The organism is Nocardioides sp. (assembly GCF_036374615.1).
Lineage (GTDB): Bacteria > Actinomycetota > Actinomycetes > Propionibacteriales > Nocardioidaceae > Nocardioides.
The window spans coordinates 1-14239 of sequence record NZ_DASUTK010000199.1 but is presented as its reverse complement, the minus strand read 5'-3'; the positions used below and the strand labels follow the sequence as shown (position 1 = coordinate 14239).

13 protein-coding genes are annotated in these 14239 nt (G+C 70.0%); 6 read left to right on the top strand and 7 right to left on the bottom strand.

Annotated features, from left to right (window positions below; translation table 11 throughout):
* The 3 genes from VFZ39_RS15485 to VFZ39_RS15475 form a co-directional block, all read left to right on the top strand.
* On the top strand, positions 1 to 2988 hold a 2988-nt coding region (locus VFZ39_RS15485), incomplete at its 5' end, for an ABC transporter transmembrane domain-containing protein (protein WP_330866680.1).
* Positions 2985 to 4427 carry a phosphotransferase gene (locus VFZ39_RS15480; RefSeq protein WP_330866679.1) on the top strand — a complete coding sequence of 481 codons (1443 nt, stop codon included), beginning with the start codon at positions 2985 to 2987 and terminating at the stop codon, positions 4425 to 4427. The genes VFZ39_RS15485 and VFZ39_RS15480, both read left to right, overlap by 4 nt.
* A gap of 151 nt (positions 4428 to 4578) precedes the next feature.
* Positions 4579 to 5883, top strand: coding sequence for an aminoglycoside phosphotransferase family protein (locus VFZ39_RS15475; RefSeq protein WP_330866678.1), 1305 nt, complete (start codon positions 4579 to 4581; stop codon positions 5881 to 5883).
* 52 nt (positions 5884 to 5935) lie between these two features.
* Here VFZ39_RS15475 and VFZ39_RS15470 read toward each other — a convergent pair whose 3' ends face one another.
* Positions 5936 to 6247, bottom strand: coding sequence for a helix-turn-helix transcriptional regulator (locus VFZ39_RS15470; protein WP_330866677.1), 312 nt, complete (start codon positions 6245 to 6247; stop codon positions 5936 to 5938).
* 102 nt (positions 6248 to 6349) lie between these two features.
* On the opposite strand from VFZ39_RS15470, the gene VFZ39_RS15465 reads away from it, so the two are divergent.
* The gene (locus tag VFZ39_RS15465; protein WP_330866676.1) at positions 6350 to 6943 is read left to right on the top strand and encodes a hypothetical protein; all 594 of its coding nucleotides are present in this window, start codon (positions 6350 to 6352) and stop codon (positions 6941 to 6943) included.
* 28 nt (positions 6944 to 6971) lie between these two features.
* On the top strand, positions 6972 to 7664 hold the full coding sequence (locus tag VFZ39_RS15460; RefSeq protein ID WP_330866675.1) for a DUF4386 domain-containing protein: 693 nt from the start codon (positions 6972 to 6974) through the stop codon (positions 7662 to 7664).
* A 128-nt stretch (positions 7665 to 7792) separates the two neighbouring features.
* Here VFZ39_RS15460 and VFZ39_RS15455 read toward each other — a convergent pair whose 3' ends face one another.
* The 3 genes from VFZ39_RS15455 to dnaB form a co-directional block, all read right to left on the bottom strand.
* Positions 7793 to 8383 carry a dihydrofolate reductase family protein gene (locus VFZ39_RS15455; protein WP_330866674.1) on the bottom strand — a complete coding sequence of 197 codons (591 nt, stop codon included), beginning with the start codon at positions 8381 to 8383 and terminating at the stop codon, positions 7793 to 7795.
* A gap of 68 nt (positions 8384 to 8451) precedes the next feature.
* Positions 8452 to 9291, bottom strand: a complete 840-nt coding sequence (locus VFZ39_RS15450) for a helix-turn-helix domain-containing protein (protein ID WP_330866673.1) — start codon at positions 9289 to 9291, stop codon at positions 8452 to 8454.
* Positions 9292 to 9401: 110 nt separating this feature from the next.
* A complete protein-coding gene (gene dnaB, locus VFZ39_RS15445; protein WP_330866672.1) occupies positions 9402 to 10835 on the bottom strand; it encodes a replicative DNA helicase in 1434 nt (477 codons plus the stop codon).
* Positions 10836 to 11395: 560 nt separating this feature from the next.
* Here dnaB and VFZ39_RS15440 point away from each other — a divergent pair.
* The gene (locus VFZ39_RS15440; RefSeq protein WP_330866671.1) at positions 11396 to 12748 is read left to right on the top strand and encodes an MATE family efflux transporter; all 1353 of its coding nucleotides are present in this window, start codon (positions 11396 to 11398) and stop codon (positions 12746 to 12748) included.
* 134 nt (positions 12749 to 12882) lie between these two features.
* Here VFZ39_RS15440 and rplI read toward each other — a convergent pair whose 3' ends face one another.
* From rplI to VFZ39_RS15425, 3 genes are all read right to left on the bottom strand, one after another.
* Positions 12883 to 13329 carry a 50S ribosomal protein L9 gene (rplI, locus tag VFZ39_RS15435; RefSeq protein ID WP_330866670.1) on the bottom strand — a complete coding sequence of 149 codons (447 nt, stop codon included), beginning with the start codon at positions 13327 to 13329 and terminating at the stop codon, positions 12883 to 12885.
* A gap of 13 nt (positions 13330 to 13342) precedes the next feature.
* Positions 13343 to 13579, bottom strand: a complete 237-nt coding sequence (gene rpsR / locus VFZ39_RS15430) for a 30S ribosomal protein S18 (RefSeq protein WP_179661957.1) — start codon at positions 13577 to 13579, stop codon at positions 13343 to 13345.
* Between the two features lie 80 nt (positions 13580 to 13659).
* Positions 13660 to 14199: a single-stranded DNA-binding protein gene (locus VFZ39_RS15425; protein WP_330866669.1), complete on the bottom strand. Its 540-nt coding sequence runs from the start codon at positions 14197 to 14199 to the stop codon at positions 13660 to 13662.
* Positions 14200 to 14239 lie beyond the last annotated feature (40 nt).

Sequence of the window (14239 nt, the reverse complement as noted above, 5' to 3'; positions counted from 1 at the left end):
GGCTACCGCATCCGGGTCGCGATGTACTCCCACCTGCAACGCCTGCCGCTGGCCTACCACGACACCAAGCGGACCGGCGACGTCCTCACCCGGGTCACCGGTGACGTGCTCGTGGTCGAGGACTTCGTGGTCAAGTCGGTGAGCAACATCCTCGGCAGCCTGCTGGTGCTGGTGGGCAGCTTCATCTTCCTGCTGACCCAGTCCTGGAGCGTCGCGTTGGTCGCGCTGATCGTGATCCCGATGCTGGCACTGGTCTCCAACTACTACTCCCGCCGGATCAAGGTCGCTTCGAAGACGCAGCGCCAACGCGAGGGCGAGCTGGCCTCCACCGCGCAGGAGATGCTGACCTCGATCCGGCTGGTGCAGAGCTACGGCCGAGGCACCGTCGACCTGGAGCAGTTCTCCCGCGAGACCGGGGAGAGCATGCGGGCCTCCCTGTGGGCCGCCAACATCCAGGCGAAGTTCAGCTTCGTGATCTCTCTGGTCGAGGCGCTGTCCATCGCGGCGGTGGTCTGGCTCGGAGTGTGGCTGGTCGACCGGAACGCGATCACCGTCGGCACACTGGTGCTGTTCGTGCTGCTGCTGCAGAACATGTTCAAGCCCGCCCGCAAGATCGTCAGCGAGTGGTACAAGATCGGCAAGGTCTTCGCGAGCGTCGAGCGGATCGAAGACCTGCTGGACCGGGAGATCGTGGTCCGCGACGACCCGCACGCCCTCCCCGCCCCGCCGCTCGAGGGCCGCCTCAGCTTCCGGCACGTGGGCTTCACCTACCCGGCCGAGCACGAGGACGGTTCGCTCGGAACCTCACGGCCACCGGTGCTGACCGACATCGACTTCGAGCTCGCTCCGGGCGAGGTGGTCTCCCTGGTCGGGTTCAGCGGTGCCGGCAAGAGTACGATCGCCCAGCTGGTCCCGAGGCTGTACGACGCAGACCACGGCGAGGTGCTCGTCGACGGACTGCGGGTCCAGGACGTCACCCTCGCCTCGTTGCGCAGCCAGATCAGTCTGGTTCTGCAGGACACCGTGCTGCTGAGCGGCAGCGTGGCGGAGAACATCGGATACGGCATCCCCGACGCCACCCCGGCCGACATCGAGCAGGCCGCACGGCTGGCCAACGCCCACGAGTTCATCATGGCGCTGCCGGAGGGTTACGCCACGCTCCTCGGCGAGCGCGGCGCCACCTTGTCCGGTGGGCAGCGGCAGCGGCTCGCCATCGCCCGGGCGTTCATCCGCCGCGCCCCGATCCTGATCCTCGACGAACCGACCACCGGTCTGGACGCCGAGTCCGCCCGCAGCGTGGTCGACGCGCTGCGGAGCCTGATGCGCGGCAAGTCCACCATCGTGATCTCCCACGACCTCGGCCTGATCCGGTGTGCCGACCGGGTGCTGGTGATCGCCGACGGCCGGATCGTGGAGTCAGGGACCCACGAGCAGCTGATCGAACGCCACGGGCCCTACGCCGAGCTGTTCACTCGCCAAGAGCTGCACCTCGAGGGAGTCGACAGCGAGGACCACCTGGCGGCGCTGGCGAACGCCGACGGGGAGGGGCCCGCGGATCCGCCCACTGCCCGGCGTCCGGCAGGGCTCGCGGATCCGCTGCACCGCCGGCTACCAGGGTTGGCTCAGGCACTGGACGGGGACTTCGCCGCGCGACGGGTGCATGACCTGCTGCTCGACGACGACACAGTCGTCGGCGCCGCGACGATCAGCAAGCTGTGGCTGCGCGCCGACGGCAGCTGCACGCTGCGGTATGGCCTGCAGCTGGTCGATGGCACGGGGGCGGTCGAGATCGACCCGGTGCTGGCCCGGCTGCATCCGGACGACGAGGCGGCGGCGACGTACTTGCGGGACCGGGTCGGGCGCCTTCCAGGACTGCGAGTCAAGACGGCGCCACCGACGCCCTGGCGCGAGCCGACCGCACTGGCCGCGGGTACCGGGCTCGCCCTTCACATCTTCCCGTTCGATCCCGAGCTGCCGACGCTCGCCCGCGCGTCAGACCCGGAGTCGGTGCGACGGATGCTGGGCGGCCGCCGGGACGACGGGCTCCCGCAGGTCGAGGTCGTGCACCACCCGCGCGAGGGAGCGTGCGTGCTCCGCTACCGGTTCGCCAGTCCGACGGCGAACGGCGCCGGGCCCACCACGTACTACGGCAAGGTGTATCGCGACGGCACGGGCGGCGCTGTCGACCGGTGCCTGCGCGCACTCACGGCCGGCCAGTCGGGATCCGCGCTCACGAGCGTTGCGCGGGTACCCCAGCCGGTGGTGTACTTCGCCGGCCGCCGGCTGCTGATCACCGAGGCGCTGCCCGGGGAGCCTGCTCTGCCGCGGCTGCTGAAGTCCATGTTCAACGGCCACCCCGCCGAGCCGGGATCGAGGTCGGCGGCACGCCACGCGGCGCAGGCAGCGGGGCAAGCGCTGTCCGCGTTGCACGGTGCGCGGCTCGACGCGGCTCCGGTGCGCACCGCCGCCGACGAGCTTTCGGAGCTGCAAGAGGAGCTCGAGCTGGTCTCCCGGTTGTGGCCGGACCTGGCGCAGCGGGTACGCCGGAGCGTCGACCTGGTCGCCACCCAGCATCGTGAGTCGCCATCGACGCAGCGGGTCCTCTCCCATGGCGACTTCACGCCGTCACAGGTACTGCTCGACGCCGACGGCCTGGGCGTGGTCGACCTGGACACGCTGTGCCGGGCCGAGCCGGCACTCGACATCGGTCGCTTCCTGGCGCACCTCCAGCTGCAGGTCGCCAAGCGGGCGGGCAGCCCGACCACGCCGTTGGCTGGAGAGCTGCGGGAGGCGTTCCTCCACGGCTACGGCGAGTCCGCAGCGGGCGCGGCGGCCGGCGGTGGTGGCGAGCGGGTCACGTTCTACACCGCGACCACCCTGGCACGCAGCGCGCTGCGGGCGTGCCGCGCGCTCAAGGTGGAGCGCCTCGAGATCGCGCTGGACCTGCTCGAATCGATCACCGTTCACGACCGGAAGGCTGACCTATGAACACCCGCCTGCTCGACGACGAGCTCGTCGACTCCCTGTCCGCCTTCGCTGCGCTCCCCGAGTGGCTGGCGGACGGAATGGACGGAGCTCTGATCGGTCACCTGCTCGACGACCTGGCCGACGGAGGTCTGCGGGTGTCGGCCTGCACCCCCGAACGACTGCGGGCCAAGGGGGAGGAGTGGCTCGCGCGCTACCGGGTGGAGGTCGTGGACCCCGAGGGCGAGCGGCGGGAGGTCGTCCTCGTCGGGAACCTGTGGCCGCCCGCGGCGGGAGATCCGCCGGTCGACGAGCCCGGGACCGATCGCGCGGGTTTCGGTGAGCCCGGCTGGCGATGCTGGCTCCCGGAGGTGCGGCTGGAGCTGCGCGCACAGGAACACGACGAGGCGTTGCCTGCGCTGCCGCTGCTGGTCGAGCCCGAGGCCGCGGCCGGCCTGCTGCGTCGCGTGCTGCCCGCAGCGGGCTACGACGCGGCTGTTGTCGGTTGCCTGCCTGACGTGGTGCGCTACAAGCCCGGCAGCCGGTGCACGGTGGTGGTCCACGTCGACTACGAGACGAGCAACGGCGGTGCGCGCCCGCCCAGCCCGGTGGTCCTCAAGACCCATCAGGGCGACAAGGGCGGGACCGCGTGGGAGGCGATGTCGGCACTATGGGACCGGCAGCAGGCCTGGCGCGGATCGGTCATCATGGCCGAACCGTTGGCCTTCCTGCCAGAGGAGCGGATCCTGGTGCAGGGACCGGTACCGGAGCGGTGCACCCTCAAGGACCTCGCCCGCAGGGCGTTCGCCGCGGGCGAGCCGCTGCTCACCGAGCTCCGCGACGAGCTGACGAAGACCGCTCGGGCGCTGTCGGCGGTGCACGACTCCGGCGCGGTCTACGGCCGTACCGCGACTCTCGACCAGGAGATCACGGAGATCCACGAGGTCATCGACCGGCTCGCCCACACGGTCCCGAAGCTGGAGGGAGCGGGGGCGGCCCTGATGGCGCGCCTGTCCGACGTGGCTGCGACGGTACCCGCGGACCCCGTCGTCGCCGCACACCACGACTTCCGGCCGGCTCAGGTGCTGCTCCACGAAGGAAGGGTCGGGTTCATCGACTTCGACGGCGCGGCCATGGCCGAGCCGGCGCTCGACGTCGGACGGTTCCGCGCCAAGCTGCGCGACATCGGAATCTCGGCTCTGGCCGCCAGCGGGCAGCCCATGACCGGCCCCGCCCTCGACGAGAACCTGCGTCTGCAGGACGAGCTGTGCGACCACTTCCTGGCGGCCTACCAGGAGCACGCGCAGGTCTCCGCGACGCGGGTGCTCCTGTGGGAGACGTGCGACCTGTTCACCGCGATGCTCCACGCCTGGACCAAGGTGCGCATCGCCCGGCTGGAGCCGCGACTGGTGGCGCTCCGGCACCGGATCGCCACGAGCGGGCTCGCGACACCGCGGCCGTGAGTCTGATGCGACAAGTGTGAGGAGGTCGGCACCGATGACAACGGACACAGCGTGGTTCGAAGGTGCCGTGCGCCCCGACCGCGTCCGGTCGCTGCTCACACGAGACGTGCCGCAGCTCGCGTCGGGTCAGTTGACCCTCCTGGGGTGCGAGATGAGTCATCTCCGGTCGGCGCCAGCGGACGGCTCCTGGACCGCTACCTACCTGCTGACCGTCGCGGAGCCTTCGGGTGGTGCGAACCGGACGGTCGTGGCACACGGCACGCTCATCCCACCGGAGGCGCCGGTCCCGTCGTGGACGGACGACGGAACAGCCTTCGGAGCCGACGGGTGGAGGTGCTACCTGCCGGAGGTTCGGTTGGAGCTGCGCGTCGAGGACGTCGACGCGGGGCTGCCGTCCCTCGCGCTGCTCACGGACCCGACCCGGGCGCGCATCCTCCTCGAAGGCATCCTCCGCAACAGCGGCGCAGAGTACGACGACCTCCACCTCACGGCGGTGACGCCGGAGGTCCAGGGGTTCAAGCCTGGCCTGCGGTGCACGGTGCTCTGTCATCTCGACTACCCGGCCGGGGCGGGCCACCGGTGGCCGGCGCTGGTGGTCGCCAAGGTTCATCACGACGACACCGGTGCACGAGTGCATCGCACGATGCAGGCGCTGTGGTCCTCGCCGCTCTCCAGCAGCGAGCAGGTGACGATCGCGCAACCATTGGCCTACCTGCCGGATCTGAAGCTGATGGTGCAGGGCTGGGTCCCCGGCAGTCGCACCCTGAAGGACCTGCTCCACGTAGCGCTGCTCGACCAGACCGGCGCGCTGGCCGCGGAGCTGGCCACGACGATGCGCAGGGCCGGACGTGGGCTCGCCGACCTGCACCGGTGCGGCGTACAAGACGGACCGCTGGTGACCTGGACCGAGGAGCTCGACATTCTCCGGGCCAAGCGGGACAAGCTCGCGCCGGTCGTGCCCCGGCTCGCCTCCGTCACCGGTTCGGTGTTCGAGCGGCTGGAGGCGGCGGCCGCCGCGACTTCCCCGGATCCGCCGGTGCCGGTCCACCACAGCTTCCGACCCTCTGAGGTGTTGCTCGCCGATGGCCGCGTCGGATTCATCGACTTCGACAAAGCCTGCCAGGGCGAGCCCGCGTCGGACCTCGCGTCGTTCACCACCAAGGTCAAGCACGTGGGCATGAACAAGCTGCAGCCGGACCAGGAGGCCGACGCGGAGGACGACGCGGTCATCGACGACGAGACCCGACTGACCCGGATGTCGCGGACCAGCTCGATCTGTGACGACTTCCTCGCTGGGTACCGGGAGCGCGCCACCGTCTCGGCCGGCCGGATCGTCCTCTGGGAGGCGCTGGAGCTGTGCTCACTGGTCCTCAGCGCGGCGAAGAAGGCCAACGCCGCCAGGATCGACAACTGTGCCTTCATGCTCCACCACCACCTGCAGCAGCACGGGCTGTGACCCGCCTCCTCCAAGCACCGAGACCGGCTGGTCGCGCAGGCTCAGATGGCCATCAGGCGGCCGATCCAGGCGCTGCCAGGAAGTGGATCAGCTCACCGACGGTGTGGTGACGATGCGCGCGATGGCGGAGTGGGAGATCGTCGTGCACCTCGTACTGGTTGCGCCGCCCCTGGCGGGTCTTCGTCACGTAACCGGCCTGCTCGAGGTTCGAGACCAGCTGAGCCGCGGTTCGTTCCGTGACACCGACGTACGCAGCGACGTCTCGTAGCCGGGCGCGGGGATCGGCCGCGAGGCAGACCAGCACGTGCGCATAGTTGGTGACGAAGGCCCAAGGGTGGTCCTCGTTACCGGAATTGTTATTCATGAATGGTGATACTATCGTTCGATCTTCGGCTCGGGGAAGAAGCACGCCGACATCCCGGTGCGCCAGGGCGTTGAGGACGCCCGCTCCTGAAAGGTCCATGCCATGACCTCTCTGTCGCACAAGACCGACACCGGGCCTCGCCCCACGTCCAGCCGACCGCCGGTCTGGGCGTGGCCGCTCGCCGTCCTGGTGGGCTTTCCGATCGGTGGCTACGCCGCCAGCCTGGTCGCCGGCCCGGTCGACTCGGTGGGCGCGGCGCTGCTCGGCGGGCTGATCGCCGGCGCTGTCGTCGGTGTGATCCAGTGGTTCGCCCTGCGGCGGGTGGTCCCCTGGACCTGGATCGTCGCGACCAGCATCGGGATGGCCGTCGGACTGACCGTCGGCGCGGCTCTGGTGGACTATGAGATCGACCGGGGGGCGCTGATGCTGATGGGGGCCGTGACCGGTGCTGCCGTCGGAGGCCTCCAAGCGATGGTGCTGGCACGTCAACGGATCTCCGGCGCGACGTGGTGGGCTGCAGTCAACCCGCCCGCCTGGGCGCTCGCGTGGCTGGTCAGCTCCTACGTGATCAGCGCGAACATCGACGAGCGCTTCACGAACTTCGGTGCGAGCGGTTGCCTTCTCTACGCCCTCGTGACCGCCCCGCTGCTCGCGCTGATGCTCCGACGTACGTCGGCCGAGGCGTCCAGGTCGTGAGTGTCGGGCCGGCCAGCCGCGTCGCTCCATGAGCACGAACACGGTCGCCGGTGCGCTGCTGCTGGCGCTGCCGGTGGCGTTCAACGTCGCCTTCGCTGCGCTGGCAGCGAGGTTCGACTACCCCGACATCCTGCGCCGGCCCACCCATGAGGTCCTGACCCGTTTCCGCGAGGGTGGTACGACGCTGCTCCTGTGGTGGTGGGTCTTCGCGCTGACCGCGGCGGCCCTCGCGCCGCTCGCGATCCTGACCGCCCTGGCCCTCGAGGACGCGAACCCGACCGTGCTGGCCGTCGGCGCGACCGTGGGAGTGCTCGCCGCACTGGTGCAGCTGCTCGGCCTCATCCGCTGGCCGTTCCTGGTGCCCTACCTGGCGCGGGTCGAGGCCGACCCCGAGTCGACCGCCGCGCAGCGGGACGCGGTGGACGTCGTCTTCCAGAGCTTCAACCGCTACCTGGGCGTGGCCGTGGGCGAACACCTCGGATACCTGCTCACCGGCACGTGGACGGTGCTGCTCGGTGTCGCCCTCACCCAGACCGCCGAGGCCCCCGGCTGGCTGGGTCTGCCGGGGATCGTGATCGGCGCGGTGCTCGCCCTCTGCTCCCTGGAATTCGTCGGGCCGGCCGAACGCGACGGCTGGAGACTGGCATCCACGCTGACGCCCATCACCTACATCGCGTGGTCGGTGTGGCTGGTGGCCTGCGGCATCGCGCTGCTCGTCTGACACCAGGCGGCTCGCGTCGTCGCTCGACGCGGTCGTGTCGAGATGCGCGCGACGTCTGGCGCCTTCACGCGGGCTCCCGTTGCGTCACGGCCGCGAGATCGGCGGTCGCCCGGCGGCGCGATCCCCGCTCAGTTCTGTGAGCGGCGTACGCCATAGCGCAGGTGGAGCACTCGATTGCCCTGAATGTTCACGTCGGGATCATTCAACGGGTGCGGAGCATCGACCGATCCGAAGAAGCGCTTGCCGGAGCCGAGCACGACGGGGACGACGTCCATCCGCACTTCGTCGACGAGGCCCGCGGCGAGGAACTGGCCGCCGACGTCTCCGGCCGCGACCTCGATGGTGCGACCACCCGCGAGCTCCCGTGCCTTGACCACCGCTGCCTCGACGCCGTCGACGAAGTGGTACGGCGCCTCGGGGTCCCAGCCCTCGGGCGGCGGCCGGTGGCTGACGACGACGACGTGGTCGACCCCGGCCGGCGGCGTCCCGTCCCAGCCGTCGGTGATGTCGAAGACGTGGCGCCCGGCGATGGTCACCGCGATCTCGTCCCAGTACGGACGGACGTAGTCGTAGGAGGCCTGCGACACCTTCAACACACCGCTCTCGTCCAACGCGACCTCACCGCTGACCAGCCACTCGAACAGCGGCCCAGGGTCGTCGTTCTCGGCTGCGATGAAGCCGTCGACCGACACCGACGCGTACATGACTAGCTTGCTCATGGGACTCCTCTGATCGGGATGTGTCCCCGAAGTCTGCGGCGCCTCAAGCTGTTCGCTCTTGTAAGAATTCAATCGGCCGGCAACGGCCAGCCGTCGAGCACGTGGCCGGGATGCTCGCGCAGGAAGCGCCTCCGGACCTCGACGTACCGGGTCGGCGTGAAGCCGGTGAACTCCCGGAACTCATGACCGAAGTGCGCCTGGTCGAAGTAGCCGGCGCGGGCGGCGAGGTCTGCCCAGTCGATCGGTTCGGCGGGGTCGATGGCGAGCACGGTGGTGGCGAAGCGGTGCGCACGGGCCAGCCGCTTCGGCGTGACGCCGATGATGTCCTTGAAGCTTCGCGCCAGATAGGTGCTGCTGACACCTCCCGCCGCGATCAAGTCGCCGATCGGCACCGTCCCACCGGTCGCCGCGATGGCGGTGCTCACGTGGCGGACCAGATCCAGGCCGGGGGTCTCGCGCAGCTGTCGCATCAGCCCCTCCTCGAGCACCGTCAGCAGCTGGTGGGGTTCGTGCACGGCGGCCAGCTGGTCTCGCAGCTCAGCGATGGCGGGCCGGCCCCAGACCTGTTCGATCGTCGCCGGCCGGTCACGCAGTTCGGCCGCGGCCAACGGCAGGAACGGTGCCAGCCCCCACGGCTTGAAGTGCACGCCGACGGACCGGCTCGGGATCGGGTAGCCGAACTCCCACGCGCGGGTGGGCGTGCTGACCACGCAGCCGTCGGCGTACTCGGCCGCCTGGATGTGGTTGCCCGCGCGGATGTGGAACGGTGCCCCGAGATTGACGATGAGCAGCGGTGCCGGCGCCGCCGGCAGCGCCAGCCGGCGATACGGCGGCCTGCCCGCCAGGTAATAGATGTCGTTGATCAGGCCGTCGAGCGGCGGCTGCGGCCCCCTCGACACGTACTCCATGCGTACAGCATTGCCCACGACATGGCCGCAGCATTCGTCGGACGACACCGGCGGCTGAGTGCCCCAGCTGGTGGTCGAGAGGCAGCCAAGGTCGACACCGCTCGATGCGCTCAGTGCGCCATGTCGACGAAGCGCGAGTAGTGGCCCTGGAAGGCGACCGTGATGTCGCGGGTGGGGCCGTTGCGGTGCTTGGCCACGATCAGGTCGGCCTCGCCGGGGCGGGTCGACTCCTTCTCGTAGACGTCGTCGCGGTGCAACAGGATCACCATGTCGGCATCCTGCTCTAAACTCCCCGATTCGCGAAGGTCCGACATCATCGGCCGCTTGTCGCCGCGCTGCTCGGGACCACGGTTGAGCTGGGAGAGCGCGATGATCGGGACCTCGAGCTCCTTGGCGAGCAGCTTGATCTGGCGGGAGAACTCCGAGACCTCGAGCTGACGGGACTCGACCTTCTTGCCCGACGTCATCAGCTGCATGTAGTCGATGACGACCAGCCGCAGGTCGTGGCGCTGCTTGAGCCGTCGCGCCTTGGCCCGGATCTCCATCATCGTCATGTTGGGGCTGTCGTCGATGAACATCGGGGCGCTCGAGACCTCGCCCATCTTGCGGGCGAGCTTGGTCCAGTCGTCGTCGCTCATGTTGCCGTTGCGGATCGCGTTGAGCGGCACCCGCGCCTCGGCGGACAGCAGTCGCATCGTGATCTCCGAGCGCGTCATCTCCAGGCTGAAGAAGACGCTGGTCATGTTGTTCTGGATCGACGCCGCCCGGCAGAGGTCGAGCGCGAGGGTCGACTTCCCCATCGCCGGCCGGGCCGCGACGATCACCATCTGTCCGGAGTGGAGACCGTTGGTGAGGTCGTCGAGGTCGGCGAACCCGGTCGGGACGCCGTAGAGCCCGGCCTCGCGGTTGCCGATCGCCTCGATCTCGTCGAGGACGCCGTCCATGATGTCCGACAGCGGGGCGTAGTCCTCGGCCGCGCGACGGTCGGTGACCTGGTAGACCTCCGCCTGCGCGGCGTCGACCACGTCGTCGACCTGCCCCTCGCCGGCGTACCCGATCTGGACGATCTTGGTGCCCGCGTCGACGAGCCGGCGCAGGATCGCCTTCTCGCGCACGATCTCGGCGTAGTAGCCGGCGTTGGCCGCGATCGGCACGTTCGCCGACAGGGTGTGGAGGTACGGCGCGCCGCCCACCCGCTGGAGCTCGCCGCGACGCTGCAGCTCGGCGGCGACCGTCACCGGGTCGGCCGGCTCGCCGCGGCCGTAGAGGTCGATGATCGCGTCATGGATCAGCTCGTGGGCGGGTCGGTAGAAGTCGACTCCGCGCACGGTCTCCGTGACGTCGGCGATCGCGTCCTTCGACAGCAGCATCGAACCCAGCACGCTCTGCTCGGCGGCGTTGTCCTGCGGCGGCGTGCGGTCACCCGGGCGGCGCGGCTGCTCACCGGGGGCGAAGGCGGCGGGGCCGTCACCCCAGCCGTCGTGATCGGCCGGCTCGTCGTAGGCCCCGGCAGGACCGGGCGCGCCGTGCTCGGTGACGCTCACCAGACCTCCTCAGACGTGTTCCATCGATGGGATCGAACATAGGTTCGACCACTGACACGTCGTGATGGACCTGCCGAGACACGGCTCGGCCCAGGCGTCGGCCCGGACATCGGCCGGGATGTCGGGGGTGGACGTCCGGATGGACGTGGTCGGCACGACGAGGCAACGCGGAGGAACCTACGGGGCCGACAGGGCCCGCCGGAAGCGGCTCATCCACAGGGGGTTGGGGATAACTAGGGTCGGCAGGTGGACGACACGCGACGAGGTGTGAACAGCCTGGGGAGGCAGCTGTGGAGCGGCGCCGCGCACATGGCCCACACAACGCTCTGACCTGCGGAAACGTGGCGCACAGCGTGTGGATGGAAATCTCTGGCCGGATTCCTTTCGTTGCAGGGTCAGCATCTGGGACGGCCCGCGGCTTTGTCGACTTACCAGATGAAAGGTGGTTTTCGCAGGGTTTTGCACCGAAGAATTCACAGGATGTCCCCATCCCGTCCAGGATCCAGGACAGTGAGAGGCACTATGCCGATCAGCCTCTTACATCAGGGTAGGGTGGCTCGGTGAGCAGGGCCCAGGACCGCGAGATCCTGCGACTCGCCGTCCCCGCCTTCTTGGCGCTGGTCGCCGAGCCGCTCTTCCTGCTCTCCGATGCCGCCATCGTCGGTCACCTGGGCACCGAGCCGTTGGCCGGCCTCGGCATCGCGGCGGTCGTCCTCCAGACGATCGTCGGGCTGTGCGTGTTCCTCGCCTACGGCACCACGGCGAGCGTCGCCCGTCACCTCGGCGCCGGAGACACCCGCGGCGCGCTGACGCAGGGGGTCGACGGGATCTGGTTGGCAGTCCTGATCGGAGTGGCGGCGACCGCGGTCGGTGTGACGTTCACCGACACCCTGGTCTCGGCGTTCGGGGCCGGCCCCGGGGTGACCGACCAGGCTGCGACCTACCTGCGGATCGCGTTGCTGGGCACCACGCCACTGCTGGTGATGCTGGCCGCGACCGGAGTGCTGCGCGGGCTCCAGGACACCCGGACCCCCCTGTACGTCGCGGTCGGCGGCAATGCGCTCAACGTGGTCCTCAACCTGCTGCTGGTCTACGGCGCCGATCTCGGGATCGCGGGCTCGGCGTGGGGATCGGTGCTGGCCCAGGTCGCCAGCGCCGCAGCGCTCGTCGCGGTCGTCGTGCGAGGTGCCCGTCGGGAGGGCGCGCCCCTGCACCCGGACTGGGCCGGCATCAAGGCTGCGGCCCGCGCCGGGTTCGCCCTGGTGATCCGGACCCTCACGTTGCGGGCCGCGCTGCTCGTGACGACGTACGCCGTGACGATCGGTGCGACCACCGGGCGGGACCAGGCCGTCGACCTGGCCGCGCACCAGCTCGCGTTCACGCTCTGGACCTTCCTCGCGTTCGTGCTCGACGCGATCGCGATCGCGGCGCAGGCGCTGACCGGGCGCTACCTCGGGGCCGGCGACGTCGCGGGCACCCGTGCGGTGACCGACCGGATGATCCGCTGGGGACTGTGGTCGGGTGTGGTCACCGGGGTATCGCTCGCAGCCCTCAGCCCGGTGCTCGGTGCGCTGTTCACCAACGACGCCGCGGTCAGCGACCGGTTGGTCGCAGTGCTGCTGGTCGCCGCCGCCGGACAGCCGGTCGCCGGCGTCGTGTTCGTCCTCGACGGGGTCCTGATCGGCGCCGGCGACGGGACGTTCCTCGCCTGGGGCGGACTGATCACGCTCGCTGCCTACGCGCCGGCTGCGCTGCTGTCGGTCGCCGCGGGTGGCGGACTGCTGACGGTCTGGATCGCGTTCACCGTGGTCTTCATGGGCGCTCGGCTCGTGGTGCTGCTCGTCCGGGCCCGGGGCGACGCGTGGCTGGTCACCGGAATCGCCGGACCGGCCCGCTCTTCGAGCCTGGAGTGACGCCATGCTCCCCTTGCCGGCGATCGCGTCCGGCGTGATCCTTGTGCTGTTCGCTTCAGTGTCGGGTCGGCGGTCCGAGACGCGACGGGCCGCCCCTCCGTGGCGGAGGAGCGGCCCTGCGCGGTGTGCGTGGGTCAGGCGGGGATCACGTTGAGAGCCACCGTGGCGGACACCTCGTCGTGCAGCTTGACCGACACCTCGTGGGTGCCCAGGGACTTGATCGGGTTGCCGATCAGGACGGTCCGCTTGTCGACCGACTCACCGGACGTCGCAGCGAGCGCGTCGGCGATGTCGGAAGCCGTGACGGCACCGAAGAGCCGGCCGGTCTCGCCGGCGCGGACCTTCACCGACACCGGAGCGGCCTCCAGCTTGGCCTTGATCTGCGCCGCGTGGTCGGCGTCGCGCACCGCACGCGACGCGCGGGCGGCCCTCATGGACTCAGCCGTGCGCTCGGCGCCGCGGCTCCAGCGGATCGCCTCACCGCGGGGCAGCAGGTAGTTGCGGCCGTAGCCGTCCTTGACCTCCACGACGTCGCCCGGGGCTCCGAGGCCCGAGACCTCCTGGGTCAGGATGATCTTCATCAGGGGTCTCCTCTCAGCGACCGGTGGACGTGTAGGGCAGCAGGGCGAGCTCGCGGGCGTTCTTGACCGCGATCGCCACGTCACGCTGGTGCTGGACGCAGTTGCCGGTCACCCGCCGAGCGCGGATCTTGCCGCGGTCGGAGATGAACTTGCGAAGCAGAGCGGTGTCCTTGTAGTCGACACCGGTCGCCTTCTCCTTGCAGAACTGGCAAACCTTCTTCTTGGGCTTGCGAATCACTGCCTTGGCCATTGTGGTGCTCTCCTTGTTCAGAGTTCAGAGCCCGGCGTGAGCCGGAATGGTTGAGGTGTAGTCGGATGGTTGATGCCTGGTCAGAACGGCGGCTCGTCGGACCCGGCGCCGGGCGCGGCCCACGGGTCGTTCTGCGGGGCGCCGCCCTGCGGGGCACCGCCCTGAGGAGCCCCGCCCTGTGGAGCGTTGCTCGCCCACGGGTCGGGCTGCTGCGAGGCCGCGCCACCGCCGCCGTACCCGCCGCCACCGCCGGAGCGGGACGCCCGGGTGACCTTGGCGGTCGCCCAGCGCAGCGAGGGACCGATCTCGTCGACGTCGACCTCGAACGAGGTCCGCTTCTCGCCCTCGCGGGTCTCCCAGGTGCGCGCCTTGAGGCGGCCCTGGATGATCACGCGAGCTCCCTTCTGCAGCGACTCGGCGACGTTCTCCGCCGCCTGCCGCCAGATCGAGCAGCGCAGGAAGAGAGCCTCGCCGTCCTCCCACTCGTTCGTCTGCTTGTTGAGGGTGCGCGGGGTCGAGGCCACGGTGAAGTTGGCCACCGCCGCCCCGGACGGCGTGAAGCGCAGCTCCGGGTCGTCGGTGATGTTGCCGACCACCGTGATGACGGTCTCGCCTGCCATGTCAGGTCTCCTCGTGGTTGCCGCTGGTGACCGGCCGGGA

Coding starts and splice junctions, on each gene's coding strand:
- VFZ39_RS15460 (WP_330866675.1), top strand. CDS start 6,972: ATGAGCACGAACACGGTCGCCGGTGCGCTGCTGCTGGCGCTGCCGGTG.
- VFZ39_RS15470 (WP_330866677.1), bottom strand. CDS start 6,247: ATGAATAACAATTCCGGTAACGAGGACCACCCTTGGGCCTTCGTCACC.
- VFZ39_RS15425 (WP_330866669.1), bottom strand. CDS start 14,199: ATGGCAGGCGAGACCGTCATCACGGTGGTCGGCAACATCACCGACGAC.
- VFZ39_RS15465 (WP_330866676.1), top strand. CDS start 6,350: ATGACCTCTCTGTCGCACAAGACCGACACCGGGCCTCGCCCCACGTCC.
- rpsR (WP_179661957.1), bottom strand. CDS start 13,579: ATGGCCAAGGCAGTGATTCGCAAGCCCAAGAAGAAGGTTTGCCAGTTC.
- rplI (WP_330866670.1), bottom strand. CDS start 13,329: ATGAAGATCATCCTGACCCAGGAGGTCTCGGGCCTCGGAGCCCCGGGC.
- VFZ39_RS15480 (WP_330866679.1), top strand. CDS start 2,985: ATGAACACCCGCCTGCTCGACGACGAGCTCGTCGACTCCCTGTCCGCC.
- VFZ39_RS15450 (WP_330866673.1), bottom strand. CDS start 9,291: ATGGAGTACGTGTCGAGGGGGCCGCAGCCGCCGCTCGACGGCCTGATC.
- VFZ39_RS15455 (WP_330866674.1), bottom strand. CDS start 8,383: ATGAGCAAGCTAGTCATGTACGCGTCGGTGTCGGTCGACGGCTTCATC.
- VFZ39_RS15475 (WP_330866678.1), top strand. CDS start 4,579: ATGAGTCATCTCCGGTCGGCGCCAGCGGACGGCTCCTGGACCGCTACC.